This is a genomic window from uncultured Devosia sp. (assembly GCF_964244875.1).
Taxonomy (GTDB): Bacteria; Pseudomonadota; Alphaproteobacteria; order Rhizobiales; family Devosiaceae; genus Devosia.
Genome location: NZ_CAXTKA010000021.1, coordinates 1 through 18,514 on the forward strand (window position 1 = coordinate 1; position 18,514 = coordinate 18,514).

Consider the following 18,514-nt stretch of genomic DNA (forward strand, 5'->3'; position numbering starts at 1 on the left):
CGGACGAGCTTGTTCGCGCGGTGGCGAGTCATCAGCGCCTTCAGCGAGTTGCGGATTTTCATCTTGGTATCCCTGGATCGAACAAAAGGGGCGCCTGAGCGCCCGAACAATTGCGCGGACCATAGGGAAATCGCTTTCGTCTGTCAACGCGCCCCACCGCGCCATCATGGGAAAACTGCGACCCGTCTGGGCCCATGCGCCAAGCCCATTTATCCCTCGAGCACCGCATGCTCGGGCACGCCGATCTCGCGCCAGCGGATGCAGGCTACCAGCCGTCCGTTCTCGATCGTTTCCAGCGGCGGCCGCACCTCCGCACAACGCGGCTTGGCGAACCGGCAGCGCGTGCGGAAAGTGCAGCCCGACGGCGGATTGATCGGCGAAGGGATTTCGCCCCGCAACGCATCGATATTGCGTTGCCGCGCCAATCTTGGATCGGGGATCGGCACCGCCGTCAGCAGCGCGCGCGTATAGGGATGGCGCGGCGCCTCGTAGATTTCATCGCCCGTCGCCAGTTCCACGATCCGCCCCAGATAAAGCACCAGGATCCGGTCCGAAACATGCCGCACCACGCTCAGATTGTGCGAAATGAAAATCAGCGTCAGCCCGAACTCGTCCTTGAGTTCGGCCAAGAGGTTGAGGATCTGCGCCTGGATCGACACGTCCAGCGCCGACACCGGCTCATCGCACACGATTAGCTTGGGCTCGGTGATCAGCGCCCGGGCGATGCCGATGCGCTGCGCCTGCCCGCCTGAAAACTCGTGCGGATAGCGGTTGATCATCTCGGGCAGCAGCCCTACCGCCTCCATGGTCTTGAGCACGCGCCCGCGCCGCTCGTCCCGGCTCAGTTCCGGCCGCAGCGTACGCAGCGGATCGGCGATGATCTCGCCCACCGTCATGCGCGGATTGAGCGAAGCTAGCGGGTCCTGGAAGATGATCTGCAGATCCTGGCGCCGCTTGCGCATCTCCTCGGCCGGCAGCTTGGTCAAATCCTGCCCCAGCCACAGCACCTGCCCCTCGTCGGGCGGCAGCAACTGCAGGATGCACCGCCCCAGCGTCGATTTCCCGCAGCCGCTTTCACCCACGATCCCCAGCGTCTCGCCCTTGCGGATGGTAAAATTGATGTCTTCCAGCGCCGTCAGCGTCAGCGCCCGCGAGAACAGCCCGCCCGAGATCGAGAACGTTTTCTTGAGATCGCGGATTTCCAGCAGATCGATCGGGGTCTGGTCCATCATGCCACCTGCCCATAGGCCATCGGGCCTTCATAAAAGCACGCCTTTTCCCGGCCCTTGCCGATCTCGAACAACGGCGGTCGTTCCTCGAGGCACCGGTCGAAACAAAAGGCGCAGCGCGGATTGAACGAGCATCCCTTGGGCAGGTGTTCAAGGCTGGGCGGCAAGCCCTGGATCGGCTCGAGCCGCGTCGTGCGCTTGGCGATATGCGGCGTCGAATGCAGCAGCCCTAGCGTATAGGGATGGCGCGGATCGTAGAACAGGTCATCGACCGCCCCCTTCTCCACCGCCCGCCCGCCATACATCACCATCATCCGGTCGGCGATGCCCGCGACCACCCCCAGATCATGGGTGATCAGCACCAGCGAGGTGCCGAAATCATTGGTCAGCGTCTTGAACAGGTCCAGCATCTGCGCCTGCACCGTCACGTCCAGCGCCGTGGTCGGCTCGTCCGCGATCAGGATCTTGGGCTGGCACAACAGCGCCATGGCGATCATCACCCGCTGCCGCATGCCGCCACTCAATTCGTGCGGATAGCTATTGGCCCGCTTGGCCGGTTCGGGAATGCCGACCCGCTCCAGCATGTCCACCGCTGTTCGGCTCGCCTTGTCGCGATCGAACCCGCGATGCTTGACCAGCACCTCGCTGAGCTGCGTCTTGATCTTGAGCGTGGGATTGAGCGAGGTCATGGGGTCCTGGAAGATCATCGCGATATCCTTGCCGCGATGCGTGTCGAGCTGGCCCGGCGCCATGCCGATGAGATTGATGTCCCCCATCATCGCCTTGCCGCCCGCCCGTCCATTCTTGGCGAGCAGCCCCATGATGGCGAGGAACGCCTGGCTCTTGCCCGAACCGCTCTCGCCCACCACGGCCAGGGTTTCGCCCTCAGCCAGCGCGAAATTCATCTCGCGTACCGCGTGCACTTCGCTCTGGTGCAGCGCGAACGTCACCGACATGTCTTGAACTGATAAAACTGTTTTCATTGCCTAGCGATCCTTGGGGTCGAGCGCGTCGCGCAAGCCGTCCCCGATATAAGTGAGACAGAGCAGCAAGGTGACCAGCACCACCGCCGGCCCGATCAGCATCCAGGGCAGGATTTCCGCCGCCGCCGACCCGAACGAGATCAGCCTGCCCAGCGACGTCTGCGGCTCCTGCACTCCCAGCCCGAGATAGCTCAAAAAGCTCTCGGTGATGATGATCTCGGGGATGGTTAGCGTCGCATAGATCACCACTGGCCCGGTCAGATTGGGCACGATATGCCGCATGATGATGGTCCAGGGTTTGGCCCCGCCGGCCTTGGCCGCCTCGATGAACTCGCGCTCCTTGATCGACAGCGTCTGCCCGCGCACAATGCGCGCCATGGTCAGCCATTCCAGGCACCCGATGCCCACGAACAGCAATACCGGGCTGCGCCCGAAAATCACCACGAGGATGATCACGAACAGGATATAGGGCAGCGCGTACATGATATCGACGAAGCGCATCATCACGGCATCGACCCGCCCGCCGAAATAGCCGGCGACCGCACCATAGATGACCCCGATCACCACCGAGACCGAAGTGGCCGTCGCCGCCACGATCAGACTCATCTGCGTGCCCTGCATGATGCGCGCCAGCATGTCGCGCCCGTTCTGGTCGGTGCCGGCGAAATGCCCTTTCTCGAAATTGGGCGGCTTGCGGATCGCGCTCCAGTCGATCTTGTCATAGCTCCAGGGCAGCAGATAAGGGCCCACGATCGCGACGATGACAATCAGCAGCACGACGACGATCGACACCACAGCCGCCTTGTTGCGCCTCAGCCGGCGAATGGCGTCCTGCGTCAGCGAGCGCCCCTTGGGCGGGTCCATCGTGCCCAGCCGCAGCGCATATTCGGACAGGACTGCGTCCTTGCCTGTGATCCCGGCCATCAGTGATACCTCACCTTGGGATCGAGCCAGGCATAAAGGATATCGACCAAAAGGTTCACGGCCAGAATGATGAACATGTATAAAATTGTCGTCCCCAGCACCAAGCCGTAATCGCGGTTGAGCGCCGCACTGATGAAGTACTTGCCGATCCCCGGCAGCGCGAACACCTGCTCGACCACCAGCGAACCGGTCAGCAGATAGCTCAATCCCGGCCCCAGATAGGACACGACCGGCAACAGCGCCGGCTTGATCGCGTGGCGTGCCAGGATCAGCCGCGTACCCAGCCCCTTGGAGCGCGCGGTGCGCACGTAATTGGTGCCCAGCACCTCGATCATCGAGCCGCGCATCAGCCGCGCCGTTCGCCCGGCATGGGGCAGCGACAGCACCGTGATCGGCAGGATCAACTGCAGGAACGAGCCGGTATAGCCACCCGCCGGCACCCAGTGCAGATAAACCGCGAACACCAGTTGCAACAGCGCCGCCATCAGAAAATTGGGAATGACCAGCCCCACCATGACCAGCATGACCAGCACGTAATCGGGCCACTTGTTCTGGTTGACCGCCGAAAGCGCGCCACCGACCAGCCCCACCGTCGTGCCCACGATAAAAGCGCACAGCCCCAGCGTCAGCGTAAACGGCAGCCCGATCGCCAGCATCTCGGCGACGGTGAAATCGCTATAGACCATCGAGGGGCCGAAATCGCCCTGCAGCAACCGGCCGATATAAAGGAAATATTGCGTGATCAGCGGTTGATCGAGGCTGTAATGCGCCCGCAGATTGGCCAGCGTATCGGGCGGCAGCGCGCGCTCGCCATCGAAGGGCCCGCCGGGCGCCAGTCGCAGGATGAAAAAGCAGGCTGTAACGGCAATCAGCGCCACCGGCACCGCCGACAGCACCCGCCGCATCGCATATCCAAACATGGTCCGGACCTTTCTGGGCCAGTTCCGGCATCTTGACGAGATGCCGGATTGGCAGGCCGGTGCCGAGACCCGCAGGTCGCGGCACCAGTCCAATACTTACTCGGACTTGGCTAGCCAACGCGTGCGGTGGATATCCTTGGCGTTGTCTTCAAACCCGGTAATGGTCGGCTTGACCACATTGGCCGAAATATACCAGTAGATCGGGAGCGCCGCGAACTCATCCATGCCCAGCTTTTCGGCCTGGCCCAACAGGGTCGCCCGCTTGGCCAGATCCGGCTCCGCCGCGGCCTGCTTGACCAGCGCGTCATAGTCGGGGTTCGAATAGCGGCCGTAATTATTACCCCAGTTCATGGCCCCGCCCTGCATCACGCCGGTCGCCAACAGATCGAGCGTGTTGGACGGATCGGAATAATCCAGCAGCCAGCCGGCACGACCCACATCATAGTCGCCGGCACGCAGCGCGTCGTAATGCACCGCGGTTTCCGAATTGAACAATTCGGCCTTGACCCCGATCTGCTCCCACATGGAGGCGATGGCCACCGCAACGCGCTGATGGTTGTCATTGGTGTTGTATTTGAGCTGGAGTGTCAGCGGGTTTTCCGGCGTATAGCCCTTGGCTGCCATGATGGCGGCTGCCTGCTTGACCTTTTCCTCGTAGGGCAGCGAAGCCCATTCCGGCACATAGGGAGCCACGCCTTCGTAGTTTGCGGTCCCTTCGGGCACCCAGCCATAAGCCGGCAATTCGCCCGTGCCCAGCACGTCCGGCCCGATCACGTCGCGATTGATTGCCATGGACAAAGCCTTGCGCACCTCGACGTCGTCAAACGGCTTTTTTTCCTGGTTGATGACGTAGTAGTAAATGCCCAGAAACGGCGTGAAATGGCCTTCGCCCGGCATCGTATCGGTCACGCTCTGCTGCAGATCGCCTGGCAGATCGGTCAGGATGTCGTACTCACCGGCCCGATAGCGGTTGAACGCGGCGGCCAGATCGTCCTGGACGAAATAGTTGACCTCATCGATCTTGACGTTGGCGGCATCGTAATAGTCGGCATTCTTGACTGACTTGATGTAGCTGCCGGGCACCCATTCGGTGATCTTGAAGGGGCCGTTGGCAACGATGTGCTCGACATTGGTCCAGTCGTCGCCGAACTCCTTGAGCACATGCTCGGGCAAGGGATAGGCGGTATAATGGGTCAACGCCTGGAGGAAAAATGGCGTCGGACCTTCGAGCGTAATCACCACGGTCTTGTCGTCCGGCGCCTGCACGCCGAAATCGGCGTCGGTAACGGTCTGGCCTTCCGCGATCTCCGAGCCGCCCTTGATGGGATATTGTAGATAGGCATAGTCCGACGCCGTCGCCGGATCGAACAGGCGCTTGAACGCGAACACGAAATCGGATGCCAGCACCGGCTGCCCGTCGGTCCACTTGATGCCGTCGCGCAGGTGGAACGTATAGGTCAGCCCGTCATCGGAAATGTCCCAGGACTCGGCCTGGCCGGGAATGGCGTCAGCCTTGGTATCTTCGGCGACGAGGCCTTCCAGGTAATCGCCGATGATGCGGTTTTCCCAATCGCCCGATGCCTTTTGCGGATCGATCGAGCCCGGCTCCGAGCCGTTCATCATGTTAAGCGTAACCGCATGTGCAGCTGAACTCATGGCCAGCGCCATGACGCCGGCAGCCGCCGTCGCCGTGAAAATCCGGGTGAATTTCATGCTCGTGCCATCTCCTGTAAATGTCCTGAGTTTTATCTGGCTCCGAACTCTGCGGTCCGGATGCGTTCGTTATTTGCCGGCTTTTTTGACCTGCCGGTAAAGATTGTTGGACGGTATCCTGCCTTTTCGTCCACTGACAAGCAAAACCTTGACCTAAACGTCAACCAATTGTCATTTTTCACGGATATTCGCGCCGGGCATGCAGGACGGAGACGATCTCGATTCGCTCTTCGGAAACGCGATAGACGACAATGTAGTTTGGATGAGCAACGATCTCCCGCGTTCCGGCGATGCGTCCAGGCTTGAAGCCGCTGGGGAATTCGCAGGCCACGCGGATACTCTGATCCAGTTGCCGATTGAGGCGCTCGGCGGCACCCTGATTGTCAAATGCAATGTAATCTAGAAGTTCGGCAAGGTCCTTGACGGCCTCGTCGGTCCATTGAACGTCCAGCACCTATTTCTGCTCGGCTTTTCGTTTGGCCGCAGCAGCAATGATCTGATCCATCTCTGCCATGACTTCGGCATGCGGCGTCAGCTGGCCCGGGTTATCGATTGAATACTGCACCTTTGCCCGGAACCACTTGTCGTAGCTGTCGGCCTGTTCCTGGGTTTCGAACTCGGAAATGATGGGATCGAGCTTTTTGGTCACGACTACCTCCTGGCTTGAACTTGGCACGATGGGCTTGGCTGTCAAGCCAGTCTAGCCCGCCAGCATGCCGGAGTTCTGGAGCGCTACGATAGCGGCAGCGACCAGCACCAGCACCACCCAGGCCAGCCAGCTCGGCAGCTTGAAATCCCGTTTGGGCGGCTTGTCCGGCTTTTTCTCCATACGCCGGAACCTCACGACATTGTCGTTCATGCTGCACTCTCCACCAGCGCCGTGACACCCTGCCCGCCGGCCGTGCACACCGAAATCAGCGCCCGCTTGCCCGCCTGCCCCGCCAGCAGCTTTGCCGTCAGTCCCAAAATGCGTGCGCCTGTCGCCGCGAACGGATGTCCATAGGCCAGGCTCGAACCCTTGATGTTGATGCGCGTGGGATCGATCTCGCCCATCGGCGCATCGCGTCCCAGCACCTGCTGGCAATATTGCGGATCGGCCCAGGCCTTGAGCGTGCACAGCACCTGCGCCGCAAACGCCTCATGCAGCTCGAAATAATCGATGTCGTCAAAACTCAGCTGCGCCCGCGCCAGCAATTCCGAAACCGCGATGGTCGGCGCCATCAGCAATCCCTCGCCATGGGCGAAATCATTGCCGGCCACGCGGCCCATGGTGAGGTAGGCCAGGATCGGCAATCCGCGCGCTTTGGCCCACTCCTCGCTGGCCAGCAGCACCGAGGAGGCCCCGTCGGTCAGCGGCGTCGAATTGGCGGCCGTCAGGGTGCCGTGGCCCGAGGCCTTGTCGAAAGCCGGCTTCATCGCCGCCATTTTCTCCAGCGTGGTATCGGCCCGCACATTATTGTCGCGCATCAACCCGGCACAGGACACGAGCAGGTCGTCATGGAACCCCTCGTCATAGGCGCGCGCCGCGTTTTGGTGGCTGCGATAAGCCAATTCGTCCTGCGCCGCACGCGAAATGCCCCATTCACGCGCCATCAATTCGCAATGCTGGCCCATCGGCAACCCGGTGCGCGGCTCGTTGACCGATGGCGCCACCGGGCTCAACTCGCCCAGCGAAAATCCCTTGAACGCCCCCAGTTTCTCCCCATTGGAACGCGCCCGGGACAATTCGATCATCCGCCGCTGGAACTTGGTGCCGAACACCACCGGGCTGTCGCTGACGCTGTCCGAACCGGCGGCGATCCCGCTCTCGATCTCGCCCGAGGCAATCTTGGCACCCAGCACCAGCGCCGCCTGCAGGCTGGTGCCGCAGGCGATCTGCATGGTCGTTCCCGGCGTGCGCGGCGACAGGCCGGCGTCCAGACTTGCCTCGCGGGCAAGGTTAAAATCGCGCGAATGCCCGATCACGGCCCCCGCCATCACCTCGTCGATCTTTTCGCCCTTAAACCCGTATTTGTCCGCCAGCCCGCCCAGCACGGTCGAGAGCATGGAAAGATTGGTCTCGTCGCGATAGGCCGTATGGCCGCGCGCAAAGGGAGTGCGCGCCGAGCCGACGATGGCGATCCTGCGAAGTTCGCTCATGTTATGCTTTCCCATCCTGGCGCGCCCGCAGCGGCCCGCCCAGAAACGGCGCAAAGCCGGTTCCCAGGATCACCCCGATATCGGCCAGGTCGGGATTGGCCACCACGCCTTCTCCGACCACGATTTCGGTCATGTCCACCAGCGGCTTGACCAACTCGCGGCCCAGTCCGGCCAGGTCCGCATGTGCTGGCGTTTCACCCTTTTGCGCCTTGCCGTCGACCCATTTGTAAAAGCCCTCGCCGCTTTTGCGGCCGAGATTACCCTCCGCCACCAGCGTCGCGAATCGGCTTTCGGCGGGAACATCGTGCCCCAGTTCGCGCGCCACCGACTGGCCGACATCGAGCCCCACCGTGTCCATCAATTCGATCGGCCCCATCGGCATGCCGAAGGCTATAGCGGCCGCGTCGAGCAGCTCGCGGCTGTCGCCGGCCTCGACCCGCTGCACCGCACCCAACATATAGGGCATCAGCACACGGTTGACGAGAAAGCCCGGCGCCGACTTGACCACGACCGGGCTCTTGCCGATGGCCAGCGCAAAGGCGGCGCCCAGCCCGATTTCCGCGTCGCCGTTGAAGCGCGAGCGGATCACTTCGACCAGTGGCAACTGCGCCACCGGATTGAAGAAATGCAGCCCGATCAGCCGCTCTGGCTGCCTGAGCTTTTCGGCGATCCGCTCCAGCTCGATCGAGCTGGTATTGGTGGCCAGGATCGCCCCCGTCTTGATCCGGTCCTCCAGCCCGCCGAAAATGGCCTGCTTGACCTCGAGCTTTTCCACCACCGCCTCGATAATCACGTCGGCCCGGGCGACGCCCTTGCCCGCCGGGTCCGCCTCCAGCCGCAGCACCGCCGCGTCAACCTCGCCCGCCTTGCGCAGCCGCTTCTTGAACAGCGCCTTGCCGCGCTCCAGCGCCGGCTTGATGCGCTCCATGTCAAGGTCCTGCAACGTCACGCTCATGCCACGCAAGGCGCACCACGCCGCGATATCGCCACCCATCACCCCGGCCCCGATCACATGCACCCGCGCGAACTTGGCGCCTTTGGTGCCCTGTTTCTTGAGCCCCTCGGACAGGAAGAACACGCGCCGCAGATTGGTCGCCGTGTCGCTGCCCATCAGCGGCACGAAGGCATCGATCTCACCCCGGCTCATCGCCCGCCAGTCATGGCCATGCTGCTCGAACAGGTCGATCAGCGCATAAGGGGCCGGGTAATGCTCCTTGCGCGCCTCCTTGCTGGCCTGGGCCCGCATGGTGTTGGCGGCATATTCCCGCACCAGGCCGAACGCCATGAGCCTCTTGGTCCAGCCTGCCGCGCTCGATCTGCGCTTGCCCAGCACCGCCTTGCGCGCTTCCCAGCCCAGCATGTCGCGATGGCGCACCAGTCTGTCGACGAGGTTCATGCCCCGCGCCTGCCCCGCCTTGAGCATCCGCCCGGTCAGCATGATCCCCATCCCATCCACCGGCCCGGCCTGGCGAGTGGCGCGCCCCGTGCCGCCAAACCCGGGAAAAATGCCCAGCCCCACTTCGGGAAACCCGATCCGCGTCCGCTCGTCATTGACCGCGATGCGGTAGTGACAGGCCAGCGCCAGCTCCAGCCCGCCGCCCAGGCAGAACCCGTGAATGCCCGCCACCACCGGTATCGGCAAGGCTTCGATCCGCTCGAACAGATCATGCGTGCGCCTGAGCGCATCGGGCAGCACGGAAAAATCGCTCATCGCGTCGAACTCGGAAATATCGGCCCCGGCGATGAAGCCGCTATCCTTGCCCGACAGGAGGATCACCCCGATCAGGGCACCGTCGCGCGCCAGCGTCTCGATCTGCCCGACAAGGCCCTCGAGTTCGATGATTGCCTCGCGCCCAAGCGTATTGACCCCCGCCTTGGGCGTGTCGATGGTCAGCCAGCCGATCTGCTCCACATCGATGGCGAAGCGCCAATGCCTGGTCTGCGTCACCTGCGGCTGAAACATGGTATTCCCTCGGTCATCCTGTTACGCCCTCGTGGTTGCAGGCTCGCTGCGCTCCCATCTCATCATGAGGACGACCGGAAGCTCGATTTCACACTAACGGGGTGTGGCCTTATTCCGCCGCCTTGCGCACTGGCTGACCAGCCAACGCGCCCGGATCGAAATCATCCACCTTGACCACCCGGTCCGTCGCCTCGTCTGCCGCCCGCATGATGCCCGCCTCATTGTCGTTCAACACCCCGGCGGCAATGGCATCGGCGATAGCGTCGCGATCGAGCCGCCGCTCGAACGCGCCCTTGCGCCCCGCCTTGGCGAACTTGGCCTCGATCTCCTCGGCCTCGGTCACCTTGAGCAGGGCATCCTCCAGAACGCCGGTGACGTCGTCCTGATCCATCGACACATAAGTGCCCGTGGTCAGCCGGTCGCGAAACGCGCCGGGCCGCAGCACCGCCCGCACGAAGCGGTAGTTGATCCGGTCCGTCGCCGGCCGCGCCCGCCGCCCCAGCGGAAAGCACAAGAAGCGCATGGCATTGGCCATCGGCCCATTGGGGAAATTGGCGAACACCTCGCCAAAGCTGTTTTCGATAGCCGCGATGCGATCGGCCATGATGGCATCGACCACGATTTTGTCCTCGGCGATCCGCCCCTCCTCGTCGAACCGCTTGAGCGTGGCCGACATCAAATACAGATCGCTCAGGATATCGGCCATCCGGCCCGAAATCATCTGCTTGCGCTTGAGCGCCCCGCCCAGGAACACCGTGGTCCAGTCCGCCACCAACGCGAAGGCCTGGCAATAGCGGTGCAATTGGCGATACCAATGGGCCGTTTCGTCATGATGAGGGGCCGAGGCGAACGCTCCGCCCGAAACCCCATGGAGGAAGCTGGCCACGATGTTGCGCAGCATGAAGCTGGTATGGCCGCCGAACGCGATATCGAAATCATCGAGCCCCTGCCGCTTGTCGGGGTTCTGCACCGAGGCGATTTCCCGATAGAGGAACGGATGCGCCCGCAGCACGCCCTGGGCAAAGGTCATCAGCGTGCGCGTCAGGATATTGGCGCCCTCCACCGTGATCGCCACCGGCGTCGCCATATAGGCGCCAAACAGGTAATTGCTTGGCCCGTCCTGGATGGCGCGGCCGCCATGAATGTCGAATGCATCGTCCAGGCTCTCGCGCATGGCCTCGGTGGTGCGATATTTGAGCAGCGCCGAAATCACCGCCGGGCGCTGTCCCTCGTCCACCATCGATGCCGTCAGCCGCCGCGCTGCTTCGAAGCTATAGGCGTTCTTGACCATCCGCCCCAGCGGTTCGGCCACGCCTTCCATAATGCCCACCGGAATGCCGAATTGCCGGCGCACCCGTGCATAGGCCGAGGTCACCCGCAGCATCTGCTTGATCGAAATCGAGCCAATGGCCGGCAGCGAAATCGCCCGCCCGGTGGACAGGCATTCCATCAGCATGCGCCAGCCCTGCCCGGCATAATCGGTGCCACCGATCAGGAACTCCATCGGCACGAACACGTTTTTGCCGCGCGTCGGCCCATTCATGAAGGCCTGCCGCGAGGGGTAATGGCGCCGCCCGATCTCGACCCCCGGATGGTTGGCGGGGATGAGCGCCAACGTGATGCCGATCTTTTCGCCCTTGCCCAGAAGATTGTCCGGATCATGCAGGATAAAGGCCAGCCCGACCAGGCTCGCCACCGGCGCCAGCGTGATGTAGCGCTTGTCCCAGCTGAGCCGCACGCCCAGCACCTGCTTGCCTTCATGCACGCCTTGGGTGACCACCCCGATATCGCGCATGCCGCCCGCGTCCGAGCCCGAATGCACACCCGTCAAGGCAAAGCACGGCACCTCCAGCCCCCTGGCCAGCCGGTGCAGGTACTTGGCCTTTTGCGCATCAGTCCCGTATTTTTCCAGCAACTCGCCCGGTCCCAGCGAATTGGGCACCATCACCGTGATTCCGGCCGCCACCGAACGGCTGGCTATCTTGGACACGATCATCGATTGCGCTTGCGCCGAAAACCCCAGCCCACCGTGGTCCTTGGCGATCAGCATGCCCAAAAACCCGTTGTCCTTGAGATATTGCCAGACTTCGGGCGACAGGTCCGAGCGATTGTGCCGCGTGTCCCAATCGTCGATCATGGCGCAGACAATATTGACCGGCCCGTCAAGGAACGCCTGCTCGTCGGCGCTCAGCGTCAGCGGCCGGATTGCGGTCAACTTGCTCCAGTCCGGGCGCCCGGAAAACAGCTCGGCATCCCAGCCCACCGTGCCGGCATCGAGCGCTTCCTGCTCCGTGCGGCTCACCCGCGGCAGAATGGATTTGACTTGTGCATAAACCGGCTTGGTCACCACTGCCTTGCGGATCGGCTCGACAGACAGTGCCAGCAGGACGATCCCCGGCAGCAACACCAGCACCAGCCCGCCGATATCGGTCGCCAGCACCACGCCCGCGCCGCTCGCATCGACCCGGCTCACCAGCCCGATCGCCAGCGCCACCAGACCCCATTGCCACAGCGGCGCCTGGCGCACGGCCAGCACCGCAAAACCGATCAGGCCAATGGCCACAAGCGCTAGGGTCAATCCGTGTCCTCCTCATCGCCACGCCCCATTAGGTGCGCCAGCGGTCCGGCTTGCGGTGAAAAAACCGACTCACGGCGGCTTGTCCGCCGAGGCCCCTGCCATCATAGCGCGCCGCCTCGCTCCGTTTGAAGCTCAGTTTAGCGTGATTGACGTAAACGTCAACTCATGCCCTTTTACGTTCTGGTCGCGGTTTCCTCCAGCGCGACGCGGCCATGCCGGCATGCACTCGGAACCCCGGACACCTGTTTGACGCTAACGTAAAGCCATGGGATAACCACCCCAAGAGATCGATCCGCACCAGCGGACGCTGCGACCCGGGCCGGAGGACATCTGATGGACACCGCAATCGACACCCGCGTGCCGGCGCCGCCGCGTCCCTGGCTGCAAAGCTATCCCGAAGGCATCAGTTGGGATGTCGCCATCAATACCCGCCCGGTGCACGAGCAGGTCCTTGCCGCCTGCGCCAGGGACCCCTTTGCCCCCGCGATGGATTTTCTGGGCGGTACCACCAGCTTTGGCGACCTCGCCAAAAAGATCATCGCCTTCGCGGGCGCCCTGCAGCATCAGTTCGGGGTCAAAAAAGGCAGCCGGGTGATGCTGATGCTGCCCAACACGCCGTTTTATCCCATCGCCTATTATGGCGTGCTGCGCGCCGGCGGCACGGTGGTCAATACCAATCCGCTCTATACCATCAAGGAGCTCTGCCACATCGCCGCCAATGCCGGCGCCGATGTGATGATCACGCTCGACCTCAAGCCGATTTTCGAGAAGGCGGAGGCCCTCGTCGCGGCCGGCCATGTCAAGTCCGTCGTGGTCTGCCACTTCCCCGACGCCCTGCCGATGGCCAAGAAAATCCTTTTCTCCATCGCCAGGCGCAAGGATCTGGCGCGTCCGGCCCGCTCGCCCATTGCCCATGCTGTCAGCCATTTCGACGCCATGATCGCGCGCCACGAAACCCCCGACGTCGTGGTCATCGACCCGGCCCGGGACATTGCGGTCCAGCAATATACCGGCGGCACCACCGGCATTCCCCGCGGCGCCCTGCTGACCCACGCCAACATTGCCGCCAATATGAGCCAGATCGACAAATGGGGGTGCGGGCTGTTCTATCCGCCCACCAAGGTCGTGGCGGTGCTGCCGTTTTTCCACATCTTCGCCATGACCGTCTGCATGAACGTGCCGCTCTGTAACGGCGCCCAGATCGTCATGCTGCCGCGCTTCGATCTCAAGGATCTGCTGGCGCTGCTGGTACGCACGCGTCCCAACGTGCTGCCCACCGTGCCCACCCTGCTCACCGCCATCGCCCGGGCCGACAGCGCCACCCGCGACCATTTCAAGAGCATCGCGGTGGCCATTTCCGGCGGGGCGGCCCTGTCCGATGAAGTCCGCAGCCAGTTCGCCGGCAAGTCCAACGCCCTCCTGGCCGAAGGGTACGGCCTAACCGAAGCCTCTCCCGTCGTCTGCTGCGCCGCTCTGCGCGTGCCTTCCAAACCCATGTCCATCGGCCTGCCGCTGCCCGGCACCGATATCCGCTTTGTCGATCCCGATACCGGCAAGCTGGTCGCCATCGGCGAAAATGGCGAGCTGCAGGTCAAGGGCCCCCAGGTCATGGCCGGCTATTTCGACGACGACGAAGCCAGCCGTGACGCCTTCGACGACGGCTGGTTGCGCACCGGCGATGTCGGGCACATGGATGAGCAAGGCTATGTCTTCCTGGTCGACCGCATCAAGGACCTGATCATCTGCTCTGGCTTCAAGATTTACCCCCGCATCATCGAGGAAGCGCTGATGAGCCATCCGGCCATCGATGAAACCAATGTCATCGGCGTTCCCGACCCCTATCGCGGCGAGGCTCCGGTCGCTTTCGTCAAGCTCAAGCCCGGCCAGGCCGCCACTGAAGCTGACCTCAAGACCTTCCTTGCCGACCACATCAGCCGAATAGAAATGCCGCGAGAATTCATCTTCAAGGACGCCCTGCCCAAGACCCTGATCGGCAAGCTCTCTAAAAAGGAACTGCGCACCGAATATGCAGCCATCAAGGCTGCCAAGCCATGAACCGCGCTGCAACCGAAAGCCGCGACCTGTTCGCCATCGCCGATCTGGCGCGCGAGTTCGGCATTTCCACCCGCGCCCTGCGCTTCTACGAAGCCAAGGGCCTGCTCTCGCCCGAACGCGTCGGCGCCACCCGCATCTTCCGCCGCCGCGATCGCGCCCGGCTCATTCTCATCCTGCGCGGCAAGCGGCTGGGCTTTTCGCTGCGCGACATCTCCGATTATCTCAGCCTCTACGATGCCGATCGATCGCAGCAGGTGCACCTGCTCGCCGGGATGGTCGAGGAACGGCTAGCCTCGCTGGAGGGCCAGTTGGAAGATTTGCAGACCACCATCGCCGAACTCCGCGAGATCAAGAAGCTGGCCAATGAACGGCTGGAAAAGGCGAGCTTGGGGACTTGATATTTTGTACGTATTCTTGTACATATTAAAACAAGGAGACATCTCATGCGTGCCAAATCGATTTCCGACTTTCGCAAGAACATCGCCGCCGATATCGACGCTGTGGTCACCGATCTGGAGCCACTCATTGTCACCCGCACAGGCGGTAAGCCGCCTGTAGTAGTGATGTCATTGGAAGAATTCGAATCCTGGAAAGAGACCCTGCATCTTTCCAGCACACAAGCCAATGCAGACCGACTGGCTCGCGGCAATGCCGCGTTCGAAACCGGCCGTGGCATCGAAGTCGATTGGCCCGAATGAAACTGCTGTTCACCGAGCCGGGCTGGGATGACTACCAATACTGGCAATCCAACGATCCGGACATGTTCGCTAAGGTCAACGTGCTGCTGAAAGATTGCCGACGTTCGCCATTTTCCGGACTAGGCAAGCCCGAGCCGCTGAAGGGTAATCACAAGGGCTGGTGGTCACGCCGCATCAATAAGGAACACCGCCTGATTTATCGATTGGAAGGCGACGTTCTTTGGATTAACCAATGTCGTTTTCACTACGACCGTCGATGATTACTGCTCCCGCCAGGCTTGCCCTTGGTCATCAAATCCGGCTTCTTCGGCTTGACCCACCCTTTGGGCGGTTGCCGCACCGGAACGTTGGTGCCTAGCCCCATCGCCCCCGGTGGTGGCTGGCCCACGGTGACGCTAACGCTCCCATCGTCTCCTTCCGCCAGCGGGGCCTCTCCCTTGAGCCGCAAAATTTCGTTGCGCAGCCTTGCCGCCGCTTCGAAATCCATGGCTTCCGCCGCCTGCGCCATCTGCTTTTCCAGCGCCACGAGCCTCAGATGATTTGATCGTGATGACATTTGTTTTGCTCCTAAACTCACACACCCGCGGTGTCATTCCGGCGAAGGGCCGGGATCCATCCTGAGATTTTGCCGCAGCCGCAAGGTCGCTGCACCGTCCGCCGACCTAGCGGCAAGTAACACCATCTCGGGATAGGCCCCGGCCTTCGCCGGGGTGACATCGAGTATGGGAAATTCAAGAAGCCGCCACAAATATCGCCATGTCTTCCAGCGTCCCCGCCTCGCTCGCCGGCTTATCCCACCTTATCCGGTTGATGCGTGGAAACCGCAGCGCCACGCCCGACTTGTGCCGCGTGCTCTCCTGCGCACTGTCGAACGCCACCTCGAACACCAGCTCCTTTTTCACTTCCCTTACCGGCCCGAAGCTGGCCACCGTATTGGCCCGCACCCACTTGTCCAGCAGTTTCAGTTCTTCATCGGTAAACCCGAAATAGGCCTTGCCGATCGGCACGATCTCGTTGCCCTTCCATACGCCGAACGTGTAGTCCGAATAAAACGAGCTGCGCTTGCCATGTCCGCGCTGGGCATACATCAGCACCGCGTCCACCACGTTGGGATCCCGCTTCCACTTGAACCAGAACCCCTTGGGCCGCCCCGGCACATAGGGCGAGCTTCGCAGCTTGATCATCACGCCCTCATGACCGTGGCTTTCCGCCCCCTGCCGCCGCAGCTCGGCCAGATCATCCCAATCGCCGAACGGCAGCACCGCCGACAGGTCCAGCCGGCTCTGCGGATTGGCCGCCAGCCAGGCCTCGAGCCGCGCCCGCCGCTCTGTCCAGGTCAGGGCCCGCACATCCTCGCGTCCATCGAACAGCATGTCATAGACCCGGATGAACGCCGGACTGTCCTTGAGATGCTTGGCCGACGCCACCTTCTTGTTCAGCCGCTGCTGCAGATCGTTGAACGAGCCTGGCTCAAAATTCTTGCCCACCAGCAATTCCCCGTCGAGCACCCCCAGCCCGCTGGCATTGTCCACGATGTCAGGAAACGCCGTCGCGATATCATCGCCGGTGCGCGAGAACAGCGACACCGTTCCCCCGCCCAGCACCAGTTGCACCCGAATGCCGTCCCACTTCCACTCCGCCGAAAAATCCTTGGGTTCGAGCTTGGCGAGGTCTTTCTCCTCGTCGATTGGCGTAGACAGCATTAGCGGGTGAAACCGCGCCGACTGATCGATATCGGGCCGCTCGGCCTTGCCGTCCAGCCAGGCGAACAGGTCCAGGTAAGGCAGCCTCAACCCATGCCAGACCTCCTCGATAGCCTGCAATTCCACCCCGCTCATCTCCGCCAGCGCCGTCTTGGCCAGCCGCGCCGATAGCCCGATCCGCAGCGCACCCGTCGCCAGCTTCACCAGCGCCCAGCGCTCGTTGATCCCCGCCCGCGTCAGCAGCGCCGCGATCAGCTTGGGCAATTCGCTCTTGCTGGTGGTGTTGAACAATTCGATCAGGTCGGTCAGCGACGGCAAGTCCGATTGCGCGCCATGATGCGGCCAGATCAAGGCGATGGTCTCGCCCAGATCGCCCACATAATCATAGCTCATCGCAAACAGCGTTGGATCGACCTCGGCCAGCACGATGTCCTTGAGCAGCGCCGGCTTCACATTGCGGAACGTCAGCGCCCCGGTCAAAACCGCCAGCGCGAAACCACGATCGGGGTCCGGCGTTTCGCTGAAATACTGCGTCAGCGCCACGATCTTGCGATTGCGCGAAGGCGTCAGCGCCAGCAGTTCCAGCAATTGGGCAAACCGCTTCATGCCTCGCCCCCTTCGCCATCGTCCTCAAAGCTCTGGATATTGAGCGGCTCCGCCCGCAAGCCCTGCTGCCGGCACCAATAGACCAAGGCATCCTCGCGCCCATGAGTCACCCACACGGTCTTGGCCTCGGTCTCCAGAATCGTCTGGCGCAATTCGCCCCAGTCGCAATGATCCGAAATCACCAGCGGCAATTCCACCAGCGCCTGCCGCGCCCGCTGCTTGACGCTCATCCAGCCCGAAGCCTGGCACACGACCGGATCGGGAAACCGCCGGCTCCACCGGTCGCGGATCGCGGAGGGCGGCGCGATCACGATCTGCCCCGCCATCTCGGCCTTCACCGTTCCAGTCGCCGGACGCAAATCGCCCAGCTCCACCCCAAGCTCCTGATACAGCTCGCACAGCCGGATCATCGCCCCGTGCAGATAGATTGGCCGGTCCCATCCGGCATCGCGCAACAGCCCGATCACCCGCTGCGCCTTGCCCAGGGCGTAACTCCCCACCAGATGGCAGCGCTCCGGCTGGTCCGCCACCGATTTCAGCAAACGCCCGATTTCGACGCTGGGATGGGGATGCTGGAACACCGGGAGCCCGAACGTCGCCTCGGTGACCAGCAGATCGCATTTGACCAGCTCATAGGGCTGTGCCGTTCGATCGGCGAGCCGCTTGTAGTCCCCCGTCACCACCACCCGTTGCCCGTCCTGCTCGATCAGCACCTGGGCCGACCCCAGCACGTGCCCGGCCGGAAAAAGCGTAATCGTCACCCCTTCGATCGGCAGCGGCACGCCAAAGTCCAGCGGCTCGAAAGTGCCCGCGCAATCCTCGCCATAGCGCGTCTTCATGATGGCAATGGTGTCCGGCGTTGCCAGCACTGCGCCATGGCCGGCACGCGCATGGTCGGCATGGCCATGGGTAATGATCGCCCGCGCCTTGGGCGTCGATGGATCGATGAACGCATCGATGGCTTTGATATGCAGATTGCGATCGAGCGGGGGGCTGGTCATGA

18 protein-coding genes are annotated in these 18,514 nt (G+C 62.7%); 4 read left to right on the forward strand and 14 right to left on the reverse strand.

All coding sequences use genetic code 11. The annotated features are described in order from the left end of the window. Positions 1–209: 209 nt before the first annotated feature. From ACFE8X_RS17250 to ACFE8X_RS17300, 11 genes are all read right to left on the reverse strand, one after another. Positions 210–1,232 (reverse strand): ABC transporter ATP-binding protein, encoded by a 1,023-nt coding sequence (locus ACFE8X_RS17250; RefSeq protein WP_375452735.1) that lies wholly within the window; start codon positions 1,230–1,232, stop codon positions 210–212. After that, the gene (locus ACFE8X_RS17255; RefSeq protein ID WP_375452736.1) at positions 1,229–2,212 is read right to left on the reverse strand and encodes an ABC transporter ATP-binding protein; all 984 of its coding nucleotides are present in this window, start codon (positions 2,210–2,212) and stop codon (positions 1,229–1,231) included. Before ACFE8X_RS17255 ends, ACFE8X_RS17250 begins: the two co-directional genes overlap by 4 nt. A 3-nt stretch (positions 2,213–2,215) precedes the next feature. Next, positions 2,216–3,076 carry an ABC transporter permease gene (locus tag ACFE8X_RS17260; RefSeq protein ID WP_375452761.1) on the reverse strand — a complete coding sequence of 287 codons (861 nt, stop codon included), beginning with the start codon at positions 3,074–3,076 and terminating at the stop codon, positions 2,216–2,218. Positions 3,077–3,135: 59 nt separating this feature from the next. Next, on the reverse strand, positions 3,136–4,056 hold the full coding sequence (locus ACFE8X_RS17265) for an ABC transporter permease subunit (protein ID WP_375452737.1): 921 nt from the start codon (positions 4,054–4,056) through the stop codon (positions 3,136–3,138). Positions 4,057–4,152: 96 nt separating this feature from the next. Beyond that, entirely contained in the window at positions 4,153–5,769 is a 1,617-nt protein-coding gene (locus ACFE8X_RS17270; protein WP_375452738.1) for a peptide ABC transporter substrate-binding protein, read from the reverse strand. A gap of 178 nt (positions 5,770–5,947) precedes the next feature. Continuing rightward, positions 5,948–6,223, reverse strand: coding sequence for a type II toxin-antitoxin system RelE/ParE family toxin (locus ACFE8X_RS17275; RefSeq protein ID WP_375452739.1), 276 nt, complete (start codon positions 6,221–6,223; stop codon positions 5,948–5,950). Next, positions 6,224–6,418 carry an antitoxin gene (locus ACFE8X_RS17280; protein ID WP_375452740.1) on the reverse strand — a complete coding sequence of 65 codons (195 nt, stop codon included), beginning with the start codon at positions 6,416–6,418 and terminating at the stop codon, positions 6,224–6,226. Between the two features lie 51 nt (positions 6,419–6,469). Next, entirely contained in the window at positions 6,470–6,628 is a 159-nt protein-coding gene (locus ACFE8X_RS17285; RefSeq protein ID WP_375452741.1) for a hypothetical protein, read from the reverse strand. Next, positions 6,625–7,908, reverse strand: coding sequence for an acetyl-CoA C-acetyltransferase (locus ACFE8X_RS17290; protein ID WP_375452742.1), 1,284 nt, complete (start codon positions 7,906–7,908; stop codon positions 6,625–6,627). Before ACFE8X_RS17290 ends, ACFE8X_RS17285 begins: the two co-directional genes overlap by 4 nt. A gap of 1 nt (position 7,909) precedes the next feature. Beyond that, positions 7,910–9,871 carry a 3-hydroxyacyl-CoA dehydrogenase NAD-binding domain-containing protein gene (locus ACFE8X_RS17295; RefSeq protein ID WP_375452743.1) on the reverse strand — a complete coding sequence of 654 codons (1,962 nt, stop codon included), beginning with the start codon at positions 9,869–9,871 and terminating at the stop codon, positions 7,910–7,912. A 109-nt stretch (positions 9,872–9,980) separates the two neighbouring features. Next, a complete protein-coding gene (locus ACFE8X_RS17300; RefSeq protein WP_375452744.1) occupies positions 9,981–12,449 on the reverse strand; it encodes an acyl-CoA dehydrogenase in 2,469 nt (822 codons plus the stop codon). Between the two features lie 333 nt (positions 12,450–12,782). Between ACFE8X_RS17300 and ACFE8X_RS17305 the strand changes: the two genes are divergently transcribed. The 4 genes from ACFE8X_RS17305 to ACFE8X_RS17320 are packed head-to-tail and all read left to right on the forward strand — an operon-like array spanning position 12,783 to position 15,462. After that, a complete protein-coding gene (locus tag ACFE8X_RS17305; RefSeq protein WP_375452745.1) occupies positions 12,783–14,504 on the forward strand; it encodes a long-chain fatty acid--CoA ligase in 1,722 nt (573 codons plus the stop codon). Continuing rightward, entirely contained in the window at positions 14,501–14,902 is a 402-nt protein-coding gene (locus ACFE8X_RS17310) for a MerR family DNA-binding protein (protein WP_375452746.1), read from the forward strand. The genes ACFE8X_RS17305 and ACFE8X_RS17310 overlap by 4 nt, the downstream gene beginning before the upstream one ends. A 45-nt stretch (positions 14,903–14,947) precedes the next feature. Further along, complete coding sequence (locus ACFE8X_RS17315) at positions 14,948–15,202, forward strand: type II toxin-antitoxin system Phd/YefM family antitoxin (RefSeq protein ID WP_375452747.1); 255 nt, start codon at positions 14,948–14,950, stop codon at positions 15,200–15,202. Further along, on the forward strand, positions 15,199–15,462 hold the full coding sequence (locus tag ACFE8X_RS17320; protein WP_375452748.1) for a Txe/YoeB family addiction module toxin: 264 nt from the start codon (positions 15,199–15,201) through the stop codon (positions 15,460–15,462). The genes ACFE8X_RS17315 and ACFE8X_RS17320 overlap by 4 nt, the downstream gene beginning before the upstream one ends. Here ACFE8X_RS17320 and ACFE8X_RS17325 read toward each other — a convergent pair. The 3 genes from ACFE8X_RS17325 to ACFE8X_RS17335 all read right to left on the reverse strand — a co-directional run bounded on the left by ACFE8X_RS17325 (position 15,447) and on the right by ACFE8X_RS17335 (position 18,512). Then, positions 15,447–15,728 (reverse strand): UvrB/UvrC motif-containing protein, encoded by a 282-nt coding sequence (locus ACFE8X_RS17325; protein ID WP_375452749.1) that lies wholly within the window; start codon positions 15,726–15,728, stop codon positions 15,447–15,449. The two genes, ACFE8X_RS17320 and ACFE8X_RS17325, sit on opposite strands and share 16 nt — an antisense overlap. A 205-nt stretch (positions 15,729–15,933) precedes the next feature. Beyond that, on the reverse strand, positions 15,934–17,511 hold the full coding sequence (locus tag ACFE8X_RS17330; protein WP_375452750.1) for a cisplatin damage response ATP-dependent DNA ligase: 1,578 nt from the start codon (positions 17,509–17,511) through the stop codon (positions 15,934–15,936). Beyond that, entirely contained in the window at positions 17,508–18,512 is a 1,005-nt protein-coding gene (locus ACFE8X_RS17335) for a ligase-associated DNA damage response exonuclease (protein ID WP_375452751.1), read from the reverse strand. The genes ACFE8X_RS17330 and ACFE8X_RS17335 overlap by 4 nt, the downstream gene beginning before the upstream one ends. Between the last annotated feature and the right edge of the window lie 2 nt (positions 18,513–18,514).

Bases quoted from the DNA above. Each gene is read 5' to 3' on its own strand.
- ACFE8X_RS17250 (WP_375452735.1), bottom strand. From the start codon at position 1,232: ATGATGGACCAGACCCCGATCGATCTGCTGGAAATCCGCGATCTCAAG.
- ACFE8X_RS17255 (WP_375452736.1), bottom strand. From the start codon at position 2,212: ATGAAAACAGTTTTATCAGTTCAAGACATGTCGGTGACGTTCGCGCTG.
- ACFE8X_RS17260 (WP_375452761.1), bottom strand. From the start codon at position 3,076: ATGGACCCGCCCAAGGGGCGCTCGCTGACGCAGGACGCCATTCGCCGG.
- ACFE8X_RS17265 (WP_375452737.1), bottom strand. From the start codon at position 4,056: ATGTTTGGATATGCGATGCGGCGGGTGCTGTCGGCGGTGCCGGTGGCG.
- ACFE8X_RS17270 (WP_375452738.1), bottom strand. From the start codon at position 5,769: ATGAAATTCACCCGGATTTTCACGGCGACGGCGGCTGCCGGCGTCATG.
- ACFE8X_RS17285 (WP_375452741.1), bottom strand. From the start codon at position 6,628: ATGAACGACAATGTCGTGAGGTTCCGGCGTATGGAGAAAAAGCCGGAC.
- ACFE8X_RS17290 (WP_375452742.1), bottom strand. From the start codon at position 7,908: ATGAGCGAACTTCGCAGGATCGCCATCGTCGGCTCGGCGCGCACTCCC.
- ACFE8X_RS17295 (WP_375452743.1), bottom strand. From the start codon at position 9,871: ATGTTTCAGCCGCAGGTGACGCAGACCAGGCATTGGCGCTTCGCCATC.
- ACFE8X_RS17305 (WP_375452745.1), top strand. From the start codon at position 12,783: ATGGACACCGCAATCGACACCCGCGTGCCGGCGCCGCCGCGTCCCTGG.
- ACFE8X_RS17310 (WP_375452746.1), top strand. From the start codon at position 14,501: ATGAACCGCGCTGCAACCGAAAGCCGCGACCTGTTCGCCATCGCCGAT.
- ACFE8X_RS17315 (WP_375452747.1), top strand. From the start codon at position 14,948: ATGCGTGCCAAATCGATTTCCGACTTTCGCAAGAACATCGCCGCCGAT.
- ACFE8X_RS17320 (WP_375452748.1), top strand. From the start codon at position 15,199: ATGAAACTGCTGTTCACCGAGCCGGGCTGGGATGACTACCAATACTGG.
- ACFE8X_RS17330 (WP_375452750.1), bottom strand. From the start codon at position 17,511: ATGAAGCGGTTTGCCCAATTGCTGGAACTGCTGGCGCTGACGCCTTCG.
- ACFE8X_RS17335 (WP_375452751.1), bottom strand. From the start codon at position 18,512: ATGACCAGCCCCCCGCTCGATCGCAATCTGCATATCAAAGCCATCGAT.